The organism is Agrobacterium sp. 10MFCol1.1, assembly GCF_000381165.1.
Lineage (GTDB): Bacteria > Pseudomonadota > Alphaproteobacteria > Rhizobiales > Rhizobiaceae > Agrobacterium > Agrobacterium tumefaciens.
Genome location: NZ_KB906077.1, coordinates 257,753 through 272,783, shown reverse-complemented (window position 1 = coordinate 272,783; position 15,031 = coordinate 257,753). Strand labels below are relative to the sequence as shown.

The 15,031-nt window shown below is 59.2% G+C and carries 18 protein-coding genes; 7 read left to right on the top strand and 11 right to left on the bottom strand.

Going from position 1 to position 15,031, the window contains the following annotated elements; genetic code table 11:
• Positions 1 to 33: 33 nt before the first annotated feature.
• From F617_RS0116585 to sdhC, 6 genes are all read right to left on the bottom strand, one after another.
• A complete protein-coding gene (locus F617_RS0116585; protein WP_003516719.1) occupies positions 34 to 576 on the bottom strand; it encodes a protease inhibitor Inh/omp19 family protein in 543 nt (180 codons plus the stop codon).
• A 132-nt stretch (positions 577 to 708) separates the two neighbouring features.
• On the bottom strand, positions 709 to 1,191 hold the full coding sequence (locus F617_RS28405; RefSeq protein ID WP_065705224.1) for a hypothetical protein: 483 nt from the start codon (positions 1,189 to 1,191) through the stop codon (positions 709 to 711).
• A gap of 63 nt (positions 1,192 to 1,254) precedes the next feature.
• Positions 1,255 to 2,034 (bottom strand): succinate dehydrogenase iron-sulfur subunit, encoded by a 780-nt coding sequence (locus tag F617_RS0116575; protein ID WP_003516718.1) that lies wholly within the window; start codon positions 2,032 to 2,034, stop codon positions 1,255 to 1,257.
• Between the two features lie 15 nt (positions 2,035 to 2,049).
• Positions 2,050 to 3,891 carry a succinate dehydrogenase flavoprotein subunit gene (gene sdhA / locus F617_RS0116570; protein ID WP_013636888.1) on the bottom strand — a complete coding sequence of 614 codons (1,842 nt, stop codon included), beginning with the start codon at positions 3,889 to 3,891 and terminating at the stop codon, positions 2,050 to 2,052.
• Positions 3,892 to 3,898: 7 nt separating this feature from the next.
• Positions 3,899 to 4,279: a succinate dehydrogenase, hydrophobic membrane anchor protein gene (sdhD, locus tag F617_RS0116565; RefSeq protein ID WP_019566048.1), complete on the bottom strand. Its 381-nt coding sequence runs from the start codon at positions 4,277 to 4,279 to the stop codon at positions 3,899 to 3,901.
• Positions 4,280 to 4,293: 14 nt separating this feature from the next.
• Complete coding sequence (gene sdhC, locus F617_RS0116560) at positions 4,294 to 4,686, bottom strand: succinate dehydrogenase, cytochrome b556 subunit (RefSeq protein WP_013636889.1); 393 nt, start codon at positions 4,684 to 4,686, stop codon at positions 4,294 to 4,296.
• 306 nt (positions 4,687 to 4,992) lie between these two features.
• Between sdhC and F617_RS0116555 the strand changes: the two genes are divergently transcribed.
• Complete coding sequence (locus tag F617_RS0116555) at positions 4,993 to 5,361, top strand: hypothetical protein (protein WP_019566047.1); 369 nt, start codon at positions 4,993 to 4,995, stop codon at positions 5,359 to 5,361.
• Positions 5,362 to 5,366: 5 nt separating this feature from the next.
• On the opposite strand, the gene F617_RS0116550 is transcribed toward F617_RS0116555, so the two are convergent.
• The 5 genes from F617_RS0116550 to tsaD form a co-directional block, all read right to left on the bottom strand.
• Positions 5,367 to 6,011, bottom strand: a complete 645-nt coding sequence (locus tag F617_RS0116550) for a methyltransferase (RefSeq protein WP_003516713.1) — start codon at positions 6,009 to 6,011, stop codon at positions 5,367 to 5,369.
• Between the two features lie 7 nt (positions 6,012 to 6,018).
• Positions 6,019 to 6,462, bottom strand: a complete 444-nt coding sequence (locus tag F617_RS0116545; RefSeq protein WP_019566046.1) for an EVE domain-containing protein — start codon at positions 6,460 to 6,462, stop codon at positions 6,019 to 6,021.
• A 6-nt stretch (positions 6,463 to 6,468) separates the two neighbouring features.
• Entirely contained in the window at positions 6,469 to 6,762 is a 294-nt protein-coding gene (locus F617_RS0116540) for a YciI-like protein (protein WP_003516711.1), read from the bottom strand.
• A gap of 86 nt (positions 6,763 to 6,848) precedes the next feature.
• On the bottom strand, positions 6,849 to 7,832 hold the full coding sequence (locus F617_RS0116535) for an NAD(P)H-dependent glycerol-3-phosphate dehydrogenase (protein ID WP_013636892.1): 984 nt from the start codon (positions 7,830 to 7,832) through the stop codon (positions 6,849 to 6,851).
• Complete coding sequence (gene tsaD / locus F617_RS0116530; RefSeq protein ID WP_013636893.1) at positions 7,832 to 8,929, bottom strand: tRNA (adenosine(37)-N6)-threonylcarbamoyltransferase complex transferase subunit TsaD; 1,098 nt, start codon at positions 8,927 to 8,929, stop codon at positions 7,832 to 7,834. Before tsaD ends, F617_RS0116535 begins: the two co-directional genes overlap by 1 nt.
• 73 nt (positions 8,930 to 9,002) lie before the next feature.
• Between tsaD and hemC the strand changes: the two genes are divergently transcribed.
• The 6 genes from hemC to F617_RS0116500 all read left to right on the top strand — a co-directional run bounded on the left by hemC (position 9,003) and on the right by F617_RS0116500 (position 15,024).
• The gene (hemC, locus tag F617_RS0116525) at positions 9,003 to 9,932 is read left to right on the top strand and encodes a hydroxymethylbilane synthase (protein WP_019566045.1); all 930 of its coding nucleotides are present in this window, start codon (positions 9,003 to 9,005) and stop codon (positions 9,930 to 9,932) included.
• A 4-nt stretch (positions 9,933 to 9,936) separates the two neighbouring features.
• Positions 9,937 to 10,677: a uroporphyrinogen-III synthase gene (locus tag F617_RS0116520; RefSeq protein WP_019566044.1), complete on the top strand. Its 741-nt coding sequence runs from the start codon at positions 9,937 to 9,939 to the stop codon at positions 10,675 to 10,677.
• 73 nt (positions 10,678 to 10,750) lie between these two features.
• Positions 10,751 to 12,193, top strand: a complete 1,443-nt coding sequence (locus tag F617_RS0116515; protein WP_019566043.1) for a COG4223 family protein — start codon at positions 10,751 to 10,753, stop codon at positions 12,191 to 12,193.
• 3 nt (positions 12,194 to 12,196) lie between these two features.
• Entirely contained in the window at positions 12,197 to 13,804 is a 1,608-nt protein-coding gene (locus F617_RS0116510) for a heme biosynthesis protein HemY (protein WP_019566042.1), read from the top strand.
• Positions 13,805 to 13,814: 10 nt separating this feature from the next.
• Positions 13,815 to 14,303 (top strand): TerB family tellurite resistance protein, encoded by a 489-nt coding sequence (locus F617_RS0116505; protein WP_003516699.1) that lies wholly within the window; start codon positions 13,815 to 13,817, stop codon positions 14,301 to 14,303.
• Complete coding sequence (locus F617_RS0116500) at positions 14,293 to 15,024, top strand: glutamine amidotransferase (protein ID WP_003516697.1); 732 nt, start codon at positions 14,293 to 14,295, stop codon at positions 15,022 to 15,024. The genes F617_RS0116505 and F617_RS0116500 overlap by 11 nt, the downstream gene beginning before the upstream one ends.
• The last annotated feature ends 7 nt before the right edge of the window (positions 15,025 to 15,031 follow it).

Here is a 15,031-nt window from a genome sequence, read left to right as displayed (position 1 = left end):
CAGGCGAAGCGATCCGGATGCACCGGAGATGCTCTATCGGCTGAGGCTCAGCGGCTGGCCGCTATTCGTCGTGCCGTCAAAGCGCGCATCGGCGCTCTTGTAGACGCGGCCGATCGTATCGCCGGAACGGTTCTTGAAGAGGACCATCTTGCCGGACACTTCCCAGGACCCCATCGCCGTGAGTTCGCCGGAGCAGCCACGCGTGCCGCCACGAGAACCGCTGCCGAGATTGGTAAGCGTCAGGAACATGTCGCAATTGGCGCCGCCATTGGAAACGCGCCAGTTCCCAACCATGGATTCCTTGGTGACATCAAGCGCCGTTGTCGGCGGAGCGGCAGACGCCATATCAGTGCCGCCAGGCGTCGCAGAAGCGGGTGCTGACGGGAACTGACTGCCGGAAGCACCACCGGGTGGCGGCAGGGCGCCAGACTGAACGGAGGGAACCGGCTGTGCCTGCAACGGCGGCGTATAACCGGGATTGTTGCTGGTGTTGTTGTTGTAATCGTAGGAGGTACGTTGGCAACCGGCCAGGCTCATTACAACCGCAAGACCCGTCACCACATATCTGAATTGCATCATCTCGCTCCTGCTATCAATTCGCTTCCATCCAAATGCCATCGAATTGAGACCGAATTATCGTAAAGCGATTTGGTTAATGAAGTTCTATCAGAACATTTCGGCCACTACCCTACGACCGTTATGCCGGTACTAGCTATCTTTTTTTTGCTCGAGATACTCTGGCACGGTCATATCCCAAAGCTCTTTTTCCCGCATTTCCTCCATACTTTGATGGAACAATTCGCGGCTAGTTTGCTTATGGGGCTTCGTATTTTCTTCTGCTGACACAGTCTGACTTTTAAAATATTCTCTGGCTGTTACAACCCTGCCATCTTTCCTAACCAACTTAGATCGATTTCCAGAAGTGATTCTAATTGGTATAAATTCAGGGTAACCAGATGTGGCAAACATGTCAGCTTGGTCATTATTGGGTCTGCTCGATACTGCAACACGACCAGCTAACACCATAAGCCCAAGGTCAATTAAGTCATCTTGTTCTTGTTGATCTATATTGGGAAAACGCTTCTTGAATATCGTTACAACTTCAAGAGAATTTGTACCCTCTTTAGATTTCTCCGACGTAATTTCCCACAACTGCGATTTGGTCTTAGCTGCACGCGATCTTCTTGCCATATAGATGCCCTCGAATCGGGTTGAATACCAAAGTATACCACAACTCGAGAGCATATTTTTTAGTTAGACGCGACGCTCGACCATCATCTTCTTGATTTCCGCGATCGCCTTGGCCGGGTTGAGACCCTTCGGGCAAGCCTGCGCGCAGTTCATGATGGTGTGGCAGCGATAAAGACGGAACGGATCTTCGAGATCATCAAGACGTTCGCCGGTTGCTTCGTCGCGGCTGTCGATCAGCCAGCGATAGGCTTGCAGCAGAACGGCGGGGCCGAGGTAACGGTCGCCGTTCCACCAGTAGCTGGGACAGGAAGTGGAGCAGCAGGCGCAAAGAATGCACTCGTAGAGACCGTCTAGCTTCAGGCGGTCCTCATGGCTCTGCTTCCATTCCTTGGCAGGCGTCGGCGAAACCGTCTTCAGCCACGGCTCGATGGAGCGGTGCTGCGCGTAGAAGTTCGACAGGTCCGGAACGAGGTCCTTCACCACTGGCATATGCGGCAGCGGATAGACCTTCACCGTTCCCTTGATCTCTTCCATGCCCTTGGTGCAGGCGAGCGTGTTGGTGCCGTCGATGTTCATAGCGCAGGAACCACAAATGCCTTCACGGCAGGAGCGGCGCAGCGTCAGCGTCGGGTCGATATTGTTCTTGATGTACAGCAGCGCATCGAGAACCATCGGCCCGCAATCGTCGATATCGATATAATAGGTATCGATGCGCGGGTTCTGGCCATCATCCGGGTTCCAGCGATAGATCCGGTATTCGCGAACGTTCTTGGCACCATCCGGCTTCGGCCAGACTTTGCCTTCGCTGATCTGGGAATTCTTGGGGAGAGCGAGTTCAACCATATCCAGTTCCTCAAATCAGTAGACGCGAGCCTTCGGCTCGATCTTTTTCGGATCGATGCCGTCGGCAATCAGGTCGGTGTGAACAGGGCGGTAGTCGAGCTTGACATCACCTTCAGGGCTGACCCAGGCAAGCGTGTGCTTGCGCCAGTTCACGTCGTCGCGACCGCCGAACGGACCATCGACGAAATCCTCACGGGCATGCGAACCGCGGCTTTCCTTGCGCGCTTCCGCGCCGTAGACCGTGGTGATCGCGTTGGCCATCAGATTGTGCAGTTCGAGCGTTTCCACCAGATCGGAGTTCCAGACCATCGACCGGTCGGTAACCTTGACGTCAGGCAGTTCCTTCCAGATGGCGGAAATGCGCTGGCAACCGCTTTCCAGCGATTCCTGTGTGCGGAATACGGCGGCATCGTCCTGCATGGCGCGCTGCATCTTGTCACGCAGCACCGCCGTCGGCGTCGAGCCGTTGGCATAACGCAGGCTGTCGAATCGATCCATGATCTTGTCGCAGGCAGCCGTGTCAAGAGCAGGAACCGGCGCATCGCGGTCGATGACCTGGGCTGCACGGATGGCGGCAGCGCGGCCGAAGACCACAAGGTCGATCAGCGAGTTGGAGCCGAGACGGTTCGCGCCGTGAACCGAGGCGCAACCGGCTTCGCCAACGGCCATCAGGCCGGGAGCGATGCGTTCCGGGTTCTCGGCGTTGGCGTTCAGCACTTCGCCCCAATAGTTGGTCGGAATGCCGCCCATATTGTAGTGAACGGTCGGCAGGACCGGGATCGGCTCGCGCGTCACGTCAACGCCGGCGAAAATCTTGGCGCTTTCGGAGATGCCCGGAAGACGCTCGTGCAGGATCGCCGGATCAAGGTGATCGAGATGCAGGAAGATGTGGTCCTTGTTCTTGCCGACGCCACGACCCTCGCGGATTTCCATGGTCATGCAGCGAGACACCACGTCACGCGAAGCAAGGTCCTTCGCCGAAGGAGCATAACGCTCCATGAAGCGCTCGCCTTCGGAGTTGACGAGATAACCGCCCTCGCCGCGCGCGCCTTCGGTGATCAGGCAGCCCGCGCCGTAAATGCCGGTCGGGTGGAACTGAACGAATTCCATATCTTGAAGCGGCAGGCCGGCACGTGCGATCATACCGCCGCCGTCGCCGGTGCAGGTATGGGCAGACGTTGCCGAGAAATAGGCGCGGCCGTAACCACCGGTCGCCAGCACCACCATCTTGGCGGAGAAGCGATGGATCGTGCCGTCATCGAGGTTCCACGCCACGACGCCGGTGCAGCGGCCATCGGGCGCCATAATGAGGTCGAGCGCGAAATATTCGATGAAGAATTCCGCATTGTTGCGCAGCGACTGGCCATAAAGCGTGTGCAGAATGGCGTGGCCGGTACGGTCGGCGGCGGCGCAGGTGCGCTGCACCGGTGGGCCTTCGCCGTAGTTCTGCATATGGCCGCCAAACGGACGCTGGTAGATCTTGCCCTCGGCATTGCGCGAGAAGGGCACGCCGTAATGCTCCAGCTCATAGACCGCCTTTGGCGCTTCCATGGCGAGATATTGCATCGCGTCGACGTCGCCCAGCCAGTCGGAGCCCTTTACGGTGTCGTAAAGGTGCCACTGCCAACAGTCGGGCGTCATGTTGGTGAGAGAGGCGGCGATACCGCCCTGCGCCGCGACCGTGTGGGAGCGCGTCGGGAAAACCTTGGTGATGCAGGCCGTGCGGAACCCCTGTTCCGCCATGCCGAGCGTTGCGCGCAGACCCGCGCCGCCGGCGCCCACCACGATCACGTCATAGGAGTGATCGACGTAGGTGTAAGCCTTGCCATTCTGGGAAGGTGAACTGATCGATGCCATGGCCGATTTATCCTGCGAATGCGATTTTCAGAATGGCGAAGATGCAAAGACCGCCAATGAGAACCGCGAAAAACGTATTGAGCATCAGAAGAACGAGCTTCGAAACCTCGCCGTGCACGTAGTCTTCGATGATGACCTGCATGCCGAGCTTCATGTGAATGAGGCCGGAAACCAGCACCAGACCCATGATGACCGCAACGAGAGGGTTAGAAAGCGCCGCCGCAACTTCCGGATAGGGAGCGCCGGCATATTTGATGAGAAAGACCACGAATAAGATCAGCAAGGGCACGTTGGCGACGGCCGTAAGGCGCTGGCGCCAGAAATGGTCTGTGCCTTCCTTGGCGGAGCCGAGGCCACGAACCTTTCCGAGAGGTGTACGCATATCCATGACAGGCTATCTCCTTAGCGCACGATCAGGGCGATGACCCAGATCAGCGCGGTCAGACAGATCGACGCTACAAAGGTCGCCTTGGCGAGTTTCGTGTTGAAGTTCTTCTCGAAGCCATGGCCGAGATCCCACATGAAGTGGCGAAGGCCGCCCAGCATGTGGTGAACGAGAGCCCAGGTATATCCGATCAGGATAAGCTTGCCGATGATCGTACCCATTGCCCAGCTGACCCAGTCGTAATAGGCAGGGCCGGAAGCAAGTGCGATAAGCCACCAGGCGACAAGAAGCGTTCCGAAATAAAGCGCCGCACCCGTGATGCGGTGCACGATGGATGCGACCATCGTCGGAATCGGCTTGTAAATTTGAAGATGCGGCGACAGAGGCCGGTTATTTGTCACGTTCGCCATCAGAACCTCGCGGCGTTTTCCCGTGCACCCGTCAGATCGGGCGCCCCCAAGCAACAGCACATGACGAAAGAATGTGCATTGCACCAACCGCGACGTTTAATCACATGGGAGCATCACGACAAGCACATTTCATGACCGATTCCAATTTAATCGATTGGTTCACGAATTTTTTTTGGAATTTTTTTGCTCGAAAATAAAAAAACGAGCATTTCCAAGATTTACGCCTTCAAAATATTTACCTTTACGTAATTTCGAAATCATGTAATTTACTATTCGTTAACCGAAAAAATCCGGAGAATGAGGCTCATGTTACAGCGTCGAATCGCAGCTCTGGCGGTGATGACTGCAGGCATTATTTTCACGGCACTGCCTCCTGCTGCGGCAGGTGATTTTTATAGTCGCCACCATTATCAGCATCGTCAGTCACAGTTGAGCTTCTCCACGGACGGACTGCCCTCCACGCTTTCCGGCGGCACTTATGTGGGTGGAATATCCGCCTTGAGGGTCCGCGGGAACGGCAATTATTTCGCGATCAATGGTGGGCTTTCGCGACAAGGCGCAACCGTCAATATGGGCGCGCAGCTGGCACCGAAGGCGAAAATCATCAACGTCCGCGCCGAAACGACAGGCGACGCCTGCGATTACCAGCACGGCGTCTGCATCATCAGGCCCTGATATAATCAGACAAAACGCCAGACGGTGGTTTTTTTGACTTCACTGTCTTCCAGAGCCCGCGTCACCGGCACCTGATAGGTTGCCTCGGCGTATAGGCGCTGTTTGGGCAGGTAGGCCCGTCCCGGATCGCCGACGAGCACGGTCACGCCCCTATCCGCCAGCTCCAGAAACCAAGGCACGAGGAGATCGGCAAAGGCGCGATCATAAAACACGTCGCCGGCCAGCAGAACATCCGCCTCAACCGGCGTCCCAACCAGATTGCGGCCGGTAAAATCGATGGCCACACCATTGAGAGCCGCATTCAGCCGAATGGCCGTTTCCGTCCACGGATCGATATCGGCGGCGACAACAGCCGCGGCGCCCGCCTTTACGGCGGCAATGGCGACCAGTCCGGAACCGCTGGCGAAATCCAGCACACGCTTGCCGGAGACACTTTCAGGATGATCGAGAACGTAGCGGGCAAGTCCCTGTCCACCAGCCCAGGCGAAAGCCCAGAATGGCGGCGGCAGGCCGATCTCTTCCAGCTCCTCCTCCGTCTTCAGCCACAGCTCATGGGCTTCAGTCGCAAGATGGAGGCGCAATTCCGGCACATGTGGTGGATGCATGATGCCGGTATTGTCGAGAATGAAGCGTTCAGGATCGGTCCTCACCGAAAGCTCAGTCCGGAGATTTCGGTGGATTGGAAAGGCCACCCATGCGGCAGACTTCGAGATATTCCTCTTCCGTCACCGGCTGCACCGAAAGCCGCATGGAGGTGACCAGCGACATCTTTTCGAGTTTCGGATTGGCCTTCACATCCTTCAGCGAAACCGGTTTCGGCATGTCGCAAACAGCGCGGATATCCACGCAATCCCACTTCAGATCGCCCTCTGCCGTCGAATCCTGGTGCGAAAGGGCGCAGACTTCCACGATGCCGACGACATCAAGCCCTTCATTCGAGTGGTAGAAAAAACCCTTGTCGCCGATTTTCATGGCGCGCATGTTGTTGCGGGCCTGATAATTGCGCACGCCGGTCCATTCTTCGCCGGCCTCGCCCTTGGCCTTCTGCATTTCCCAGGACCATTTGAACGGCTCAGACTTGTAAAGCCAGTAATTCGCCATGGCCGGTCACGCCCCCGGATTGTTGAAGACCCAGTTATAGGGCTTCACATCCACGCTTTCGAACAGGCCGGCCTTTGCATAGGGATCGGCATCGGCAAGGGCCTTGGCCGCATCGATGTCGGCAGCTTCCACGATGACAAGGCTGCCATTCGGCTTGCCTTCGGCATCCAGAAACGGTCCGGCAATCTTCAGCGTGCCTTCGGCGTTCAATTTGTTCAGGTGCTCCAGATGAGCCGGGCGCGTGTCCATGCGCACGTTCAGATGGCCGGGCTTGTCCTTGCAGATAAAGGCAAACAGCATTTTCGTCTCCTCGCTGGCGCATGTCTCCCAAAAGTGTAAGCGGTTTTGGGACCAGGACATGCGTAAAAACTATCCGAAGGCCACACTCATTCAGTGGTGATGGGCCTTGTCATCAATTGTTGCATGGCGCTCGCCACGTCCAGATTGCCGTCGATGATGGCCGCAACCGCCTCGGTCACCGGCATGTCGACAGCGTGATGTTCGCCGAGCCGGGCGGCAACGGCTGCCGCAAAGGCGCCCTCCACCAGCCCGCCGGACATGTCCTTGCCTTCGCCCCGGCCAAGCGCGATGCCGAAACGCAGGTTTCGCGACTGGTGGCTTGTGGCGGTCAGCACGAGATCGCCAAGGCCGGAAAGACCGCGCACCGTATCGGCCTTGCCGCCCATGGCAACGACCAGACGCGACATCTCGGCAAGCCCCCGCGAAATCAACGCCGCCCGTGCGGAATCGCCGAGGCCCGCACCTTCAACGATGCCGGCGGCAATGGCGAGCACATTCTTCAGCGCGCCGCCAAGCTGCACGCCCGTGCGGTCGGTCGAGGCATAAAGCCTGAAGGTTCTGCCGGAAATCGTGGTCGCCAGCCGCTCGGCGATGACAGCGTCTTCCGCCGCTATCGCCATCGCCGTCGGCAGTCCGCGCGCGATATCGGCCGCAAACCCCGGACCGGAGAGAACGGCGATTGGATGATGCGGCAGTTCCGCTTCCAGAAGTTCCGTCAGCAGCCGGCCGGACACCCGGTCGATGCCCTTGGCGCAGGTAACGATGATACAATCATTAGCCAGATAAGGACCGTAATGGCGCGCCGCATCGGCATGGGCCTGAGAGGGCATGGCAAACAACACGATGCCTGCATCGGCCAGCACATCCGGCTCAACGGAAAATTCCAGCGCATCCGGCAGGTCTACACCCGGCAGGACAGCCTCGTGAATACGATCAGCCCTAAGATCGGCCATCAGGGACGCATCACGGCCGAGCAGGGTCACGTCATGCCGGTTCTCCAGCGCGATGACGACGGCGAGCGCGGTTCCGAAGGCGCCAGCGCCGATGACGACGATTTTCTCCCGCTGCATCAGGCCTTGGCTCCCCTTTTGCCGAAACCGATCAATGTCTCCGCGCTGCCATCAAGCGGCCAGCGCGAGCGCGGCGCGATCTCCAGCGCATCGGGTTCCCGGCCGCATGCCATCCGCTCCAGCCCGGCCCAGGCAATCATCGCGGCATTGTCGGTGCAGAGCCGGTGCGGCGGTGCGACAAAGCGGAACCCGTGGGCATCACAAAGCGCCTGGAGGGTCTGGCGGATTTCCGTATTGGCGGCAACGCCGCCGGCCACGACCAAAGCGGGCTCCGTCTCGAGATGCGGAAACTCTTCCTTAAAGCGCGCAAGGCCACGGCCGATACGGTCCTTCAGCGTGCGTGACACCGCCTTCTGGAAGGAGGCGCAGATATCGGCAATATCCTGATCCGAAAGCGGAGCGATCGCAGTTGCCGCCTGCCGCACCGCTGTCTTCAGACCGGAGAAGGAAAAATCAAGTCTCGTCTCGCCGACCATCGGGCGCGGCAGTGCAAAACGGTCAGGGTTGCCTTTCGCTGCTGCCTTTTCAACCGCAGGCCCGCCGGGATAGGGCAATCCCAGAAGCTTAGCAGTCTTGTCGAAGGCTTCCCCAAGCGCGTCATCAATGGTCGTACCCCAGCGCTCGTATTCACCCACACCGCGAACCAGCACAAGCTGGGTGTGGCCGCCGGAGACCAGCAGCATCAGATAGGGGAAGGAAAGACCGTCGGTCAGACGCGCCGTCAGCGCATGGCCTTCGAGATGGTTGATGGCGTAAAGCGGCTTGTCTGCAGCCTTCGCAATCGCCTTGCCGGTCATCAGGCCCACCAGCAGACCGCCAATGAGGCCGGGGCCGGATGTGGCCGCGATGGCATCGACGTCCGCAAGGGTGACACCCGCCTGTTCCAGCGCTTCTTCCACCAGCGTGTCCAGCGCCTCGACATGGGCGCGCGCAGCAATTTCGGGCACCACGCCGCCATAGGCGCTGTGTTCCTCAAGCTGCGACAAAACGACGTCGGACACGATCTCGCCACGTCCGTCCGCATGCCGAACCACAATGGATGCAGCGGTTTCGTCACAGCTTGTCTCTATGCCGAGGATACGAAGAAAGGGGGTCATCAATTCTGTTCGTTCATTGCGATCATGCGCTGAGTTGGTCTAAGACAACTCCGGTAACAATGGATAGACGCGGATGCAAACAAAACCTTTCCGAATCGGCACGCGCGGCAGCCCTCTGGCGCTCGCACAGGCTTACGAGACCCGTAACCGGCTGATGTCGGCACACGGTCTGCCGGAAGATATGTTCGAAATCGTCGTGCTTTCCACCAAGGGTGACCGGATAACCGACCGCGCTTTGTCGGAGATCGGCGGCAAGGGCCTGTTCACGGAAGAACTGGAGAGCCAGCTTCTTTCTGGAGAGCTCGATATTGCCGTGCATTCCTCCAAGGACATGCCGACCGTTTTGCCGAAGGGCCTTTATCTTTCCGCTTTCCTGCCGCGCGAGGATATGCGCGACGCCTTCATTGGTCGCACCGCACCAAAGCTTCTGGAACTACCGCAGGGCGCCGTTGTCGGCTCCGCATCCTTGCGCCGCCAAGCGCTGATCCGCCGCCTGCGTCCCGACCTGAGCGTCATCATCTTTCGCGGCCAGGTCGAAACCCGCCTGCGCAAACTGGAGGAAGGCCAGGCGGATGCCACGCTTCTCGCCTTTGCCGGCCTGAAACGGCTGGGCATGGAGAACGTCCCGACGGACATTCTCGACCCGAAGGAATTTCCACCAGCCCCCGCGCAGGGCGCGATCTGCGTCGAGAGTCGTATTGGCGACACACGCATGGACGAGTTGCTTTCACCTATCAACGACATACCCACCTACGATGCCGTTACCTGCGAGCGCGCCTTTCTGGCCGCCCTCGATGGTTCCTGTCGCACCCCGATTGCAGGCTTTGCTACCTGCCACGGCGAGGAACTTCATTTCTCCGGCCTGATCCTCACACCGGATGGACAGACGAGCCACAGCGTCGAGATTTCCGGTGCTCGCAAGGATGCCGAGGACTTGGGTCGAAAGGCCGGTGAAGACGTGCGCGCCAGGGCAGGCAGCAACTTCTTCGACGGCTGGAGCTGAGCCGATGCGGATCGTCGTCACCCGGCCGCTTCGTTCGGGCGAAAAGACGGCCGCAAAGCTTGAAGCCCTCGGTCACGAGCCGGTGCTTCTTCCGCTGTTTCATCCCGTCCACCACGGCGAGCGCGCCATATCAGCGCTGTCGGAGCCGCTGTCGGCCATCGCCGTGACCAGCGCCGAGGCCTTGCGGGCGCTTAGAGACTTCCGCCACCGACTTGCGCCCCATCTTTCAAAACCGCTTTTCGCCGTCGGCGAGGCGACGGCGGAAGCGGCGAGGGAAATCGGCTTCCAAAACATCCTCACCGGATCTGGCGATGCGGTGGCTCTCGCCGGGCTTGTCTCGGAGCATCGCCCCCTAACGGAGAGCACAGATCCATTGCTCTATCTTGCCGGCACCCCGCGAGGCGACGTGTTCGAGGACGGCATTGCCGCTGCGGGAATTTCCTTCCGGACCGTCGATTGTTACGAAATGCAGCCGTCAGATCTTTCAGACGATATGCTCGAAACAGCACTTATGAAGACAGCTGCTGATGTGGTGCTGCTCTATTCGTCGGAAGCCGCACGGGCCTTTTTCCGCCACGCATCGTCGGAAAAATATGTGGCGGCGCTGACCACCACACAATTCGTCTGCATCAGCCGCAATGTGCTTTCACTGGTTCCGGAAATCTTCCGCGCGAACGCCGCAGCCGCCGAAGGGGCAAACGAGGCAGCCATGTTTGAACTTCTCCACCGAAAGTCTGGAACCTAATTCAGGCTCGCCTCTTTCCTTTGCCGCCGTCACTGACTAGGTTTAGACTATTGCAGGCAGAAATGAGGTTGTCATGGTATCGGGAAAGCCGCCACGCCACTCCAAGTCAAACGCCGAACCGGTCACCATCGACCTGGACGCAAAAGACGTGAAAGCAATTTCCGCCGACGTGGATGCTGCGAAGACTGATGACAAGACCGGCGAGACGACACCGGCAGCAGCTCAGCCAAACGTTCCTCCCAAGCCAGAAGCAGCCGAAACGTCCAGCCCGGCTCCCGTTTGGGAACAGACGCATAAAACACCCATGGAGCCTGCACCGAACGTTCACAAGGCAGAACCGGCAACCGGCAAGCCCCAGGTGGAAAAACCTGCCGACAAACAGCCCGAGACAACTTCGCCAAAAGCCGAAGCGAAACCGGTGACCAGCGCGATTGACGCAAACGCTGCTTCCGTTTCCGCGGCGGGCGCAAGGCCTGCGACTTTTGCTTCCACATCGTCGTCCGCAGCATCCGGAAGCGCGACTACTGGTGCAAAGCCATCGACAGGCGCGTCATCCTTCGGACCGGCCAAGCCATCCACGCCACAGCAACCCGAGCGCAAACAGGCGGCAACCTCCGGTGTGATCGCGGCGGGTATCGTGGGTGGACTCGTGGCGCTCGCAGCTGCCGGCAGCATGCAATATGCCGGCATTCTGCCCTCGTTTAATGTGAGCAAGACCGGAAGCGATGAGATTGCCGCATTGAGAACCGAGCTAGGGAGCCTGCGTCAGCAGCTCGCCAATGTTCCCGCGGCAGGAGGGGATACCTCGGCGCTGGAACAGCGCATCGCCGCTCTTGAGGGCGCAAAGGGCGAAGCCCCGCAGGTGGACGCACTTTCGGAAAAAATAACCGCGCTGGAATCGGCGCTCACGTCAGAGCGTTCCGCGCAGGCCTCGGCAACGGCGGAGCTGACACGCCGCCTGACTGACGCGGAAACCAAGATCAATGAACCGCGCGACGATATAGAAGTCGCCCGCGCCATTGCGTCGGCTGCACTGAAAGCCGCGATCGATCGCGGTGGGCCGTTCCTCACTGAACTCGACACATTGTCCAAGGTAACCCCGGACGATCCGGCAATCGCATCCTTGCAGTCTTTCGCCGCAACCGGCGTGCCGTCGCGCTCGGAGCTGATGCAGAAATTCCCCGACGTTGCGAATGCGATGCTCTCGGCGATCAATCGGCCCGACCCCAATCAGGGCATCATGGAACGTCTGACGGAAAGCGCCTTTTCGCTGGTGAAGGTCCGCCCCGTCGGAAACATCGAAGGCGAGACCCCCGACGCCATGATCGCGCGCATGGAAAACAAGTTGCGCAACGGAGATCTGCAGGGTGCGGCACTTGAATGGAATGGGCTTCCGGAGGCCGCCAAGACAGCATCCGCCGACTATAAAAAATCTCTGGATGCGCGCATCGAGGTCGAAAACCTGGTGGGAGGCACGTTAAACCGCGCCATCACCAGCACCGGCAAGCAGGGGTAAGGCATGACCAGAATTCTGACTTTCGTCCTCATCGTTCTGGCGCTCGGTTTCGGTTTCTCCTGGCTGGCGGACAGGCCCGGTGTCCTCTCAATCGTCTGGCAGGGCCAGCTGATCGAAATGAGCCTGATGGTCGCCGCCTCCATCGTTGCTGCATTCGTTGCGGCCGTCATGCTGGTCTGGTGGGTCGTCAATGCCATATGGACATCGCCGAACGCGGCACGACGCTATTTTCGCGCCCGCAAGCGCGACCGTGGTTATCAGGCGCTCTCCACCGGCCTCATCGCCGCCGGCGCCGGCAACGCCATTCTGGCCCGCAAGATGACGGCCCGCACGCAGGGGCTTCTCAGTGCTGATCAGGAGCCGCTGATCCACCTGCTTGATGCGCAGGCCGACCTCATCGAAGGCAAATATGACGAGGCGCGGCGCAAATTCGAGGCGATGGCCCGCGATCCTGAAACCCGCGAACTTGGCCTTCGCGGCCTTTACATCGAGGCGCGCCGACAGGGAGCCCATGAAGCAGCCCAGCAATATGCCGAGGACGCAGCCGAAAAAGCCCCCTACCTGCCTTGGGCAGCACAGGCGACGCTGGAAACCCGCTGCCGCAACGGCGAGTGGGATGACGCGATCCGCCTGCTCGACCAGCAAAAAGCAGCAGGCGTCATCCAACGCGGCGAGGCTGAGCGGCTGAAAGCTGTGCTTCTTACCGCAAAGGCCGGTGAAAAACTGGAGAGCGACCCGGTGGGCGCGCGCGAAGACGCAAAACAAGCCCTGAAGCTTGCAAAAAGCCTTGTGCCCGCAGCATTGATCGCAGCAAAATCCTATCTGCGCGAAGACAATCTACGCAAGGCCGCAGCGGTTTTGGAACCGGTATGGAAGAACGATCCCCACTCGCAGATCGCCGATCTCTATGTTCGGGCGCGCAGCGGCGATACGGCCATTGATCGCCTTAAACGTGCCGAACGGCTTGAGAGCCTGAAACCCAACAACATCGAATCCCTGTTTGCCGTGGCGCAGGCAGCTCTCGACGCCAAGGAATTTGCCAAGGCGCGTGCCAAAGCGGAAGCCGCCGCCCGGATCGAGCCGCGTGAAAGCATCTTCCTGCTGATGGCCGACATCGAGGAAGCCGAAACCGGCGATCAGGGACGGGTGCGTTACTGGATGGCGCAGGCGCTGCGCGCACCGCGTGATCCCGTCTGGGTGGCAGATGGTGTCACTTCGGAAAAATGGCTTCCGGTTTCGCCCGTGACGGGCCGTCTCGACGCCTTCGAGTGGAAGGCGCCTTTTGGCCAGCTTGAAGGACCTGTCGAAGACCTGACAATCGAAAATGCGATTGCAGCAGCACCGGCAAGGACCGAACAGGCTCCGACTCCGATCGTTGTTGAAGTGGCACCTCAGCCCATTGTTGTGACGAAACCCGCACCCATCGAGGTCAAGCCGGACGTATCTGCCCCGAAGGAGAAAAAGCCGGCAACAAATGAAGTTCCGGTGGAAGCCAGGCCAGCGGATGCGAAGACAGAACCGGTGCCATTTTTCGGTGGTGCACCGGATGATCCCGGCGTCAAGAAACCCGGCGTGGAAGCCGAACCCAAAACCCGGCTAAAACTCTTCTGACAGGCTATCGATGTTCAACCAGATCCAGTCGTTTATTCAAAACCTCGTTGGCCAGCATGCGGATGAATTCAGCCCCGATGATCTGAGGGTCGCGGTGGCCGCCCTCTGTTTTCAGGTGATGGAAGCGGACGGCACGGTCTCCAAAAGCGAGCGTGATCGCCTTCGTGAGATCCTCCACGACTATTATCATCTCGATGCCGGCAAGCTGGACGCGCTTCTTGCCGCCGGCCAGGAGGCCGGCAAGGAAGCCGTAGACTATTATCGCTTCACCACCGATATCCGCCGCCATCTCGATGAAGAGCAGCGCGTGGAGCTTATTGGCATCCTCTGGGATATTGTTTACGCTGACGGCGAACGAAGCGAGATGGAAGATCATGTGATCTGGCGCGTGGCCGATCTACTCGGTGTTTCCGTGCGCGACAGGGTTCTGCAACGTCAGCAGGCCGCCACCAGGTCCGGACCCGCTGAAGAAAGCGAAAACGAAGACGATGCTGTTTGACCCCTCCAGGCAACAGAGAAAACAGCCTTCGCTGCTCGTCATCCTGCATCAGGAACGTTCCACGCCCGGCCGCGTCGGCCAGATGCTGGTGGAAAAAGGCTATCGGCTGGATATAAGGCGCCCCGCGCTTGGAGACGATCTGCCGCAAACGCTGGAGAAACATGCGGGCGCCATTATCTTCGGCGGTCCCATGAGCGCCAACGACCCGCATGACTATATCAAAGCCGAAATTGACTGGCTAAAAGTGCCGCTGAAGGAAAACAAACCCTTTCTCGGTATCTGCCTCGGCGCACAAATGCTGTCCAAACATCTGGGTGGTAAGGTAGAGGCCGACCGTGAAGGCAAGGTGGAAATCGGCTGGTATCCGCTTCATGCGACCGAACACGGGCGATTGCTGATGCCGCATTGGCCGAAGATGGTCTATCATTTCCACCGCGAAGGGTTCGATTTGCCGCGGGGAGCGGAGCTTCTGGCATCGGGCGAAACCTATCCCAACCAGGCTTACCGATACGGAAAAAACGCCTGGGGCCTTCAGTTTCACGCAGAACTGACCCGCGCGATGATGCACAGCTGGGTGGTGCGTGGCGCACAGCGTTTCGGCATGCCCAATGCGCAGGTCGGCAGCCAGCATCTGGAGGGGCGCATGTTGTTCGACACACCGCTCCGGTCCTGGCTTGGCAATTTCCTTGATCTGGTTTTCGAAGGCAAACCGCAGCGCTGAGGCGCGT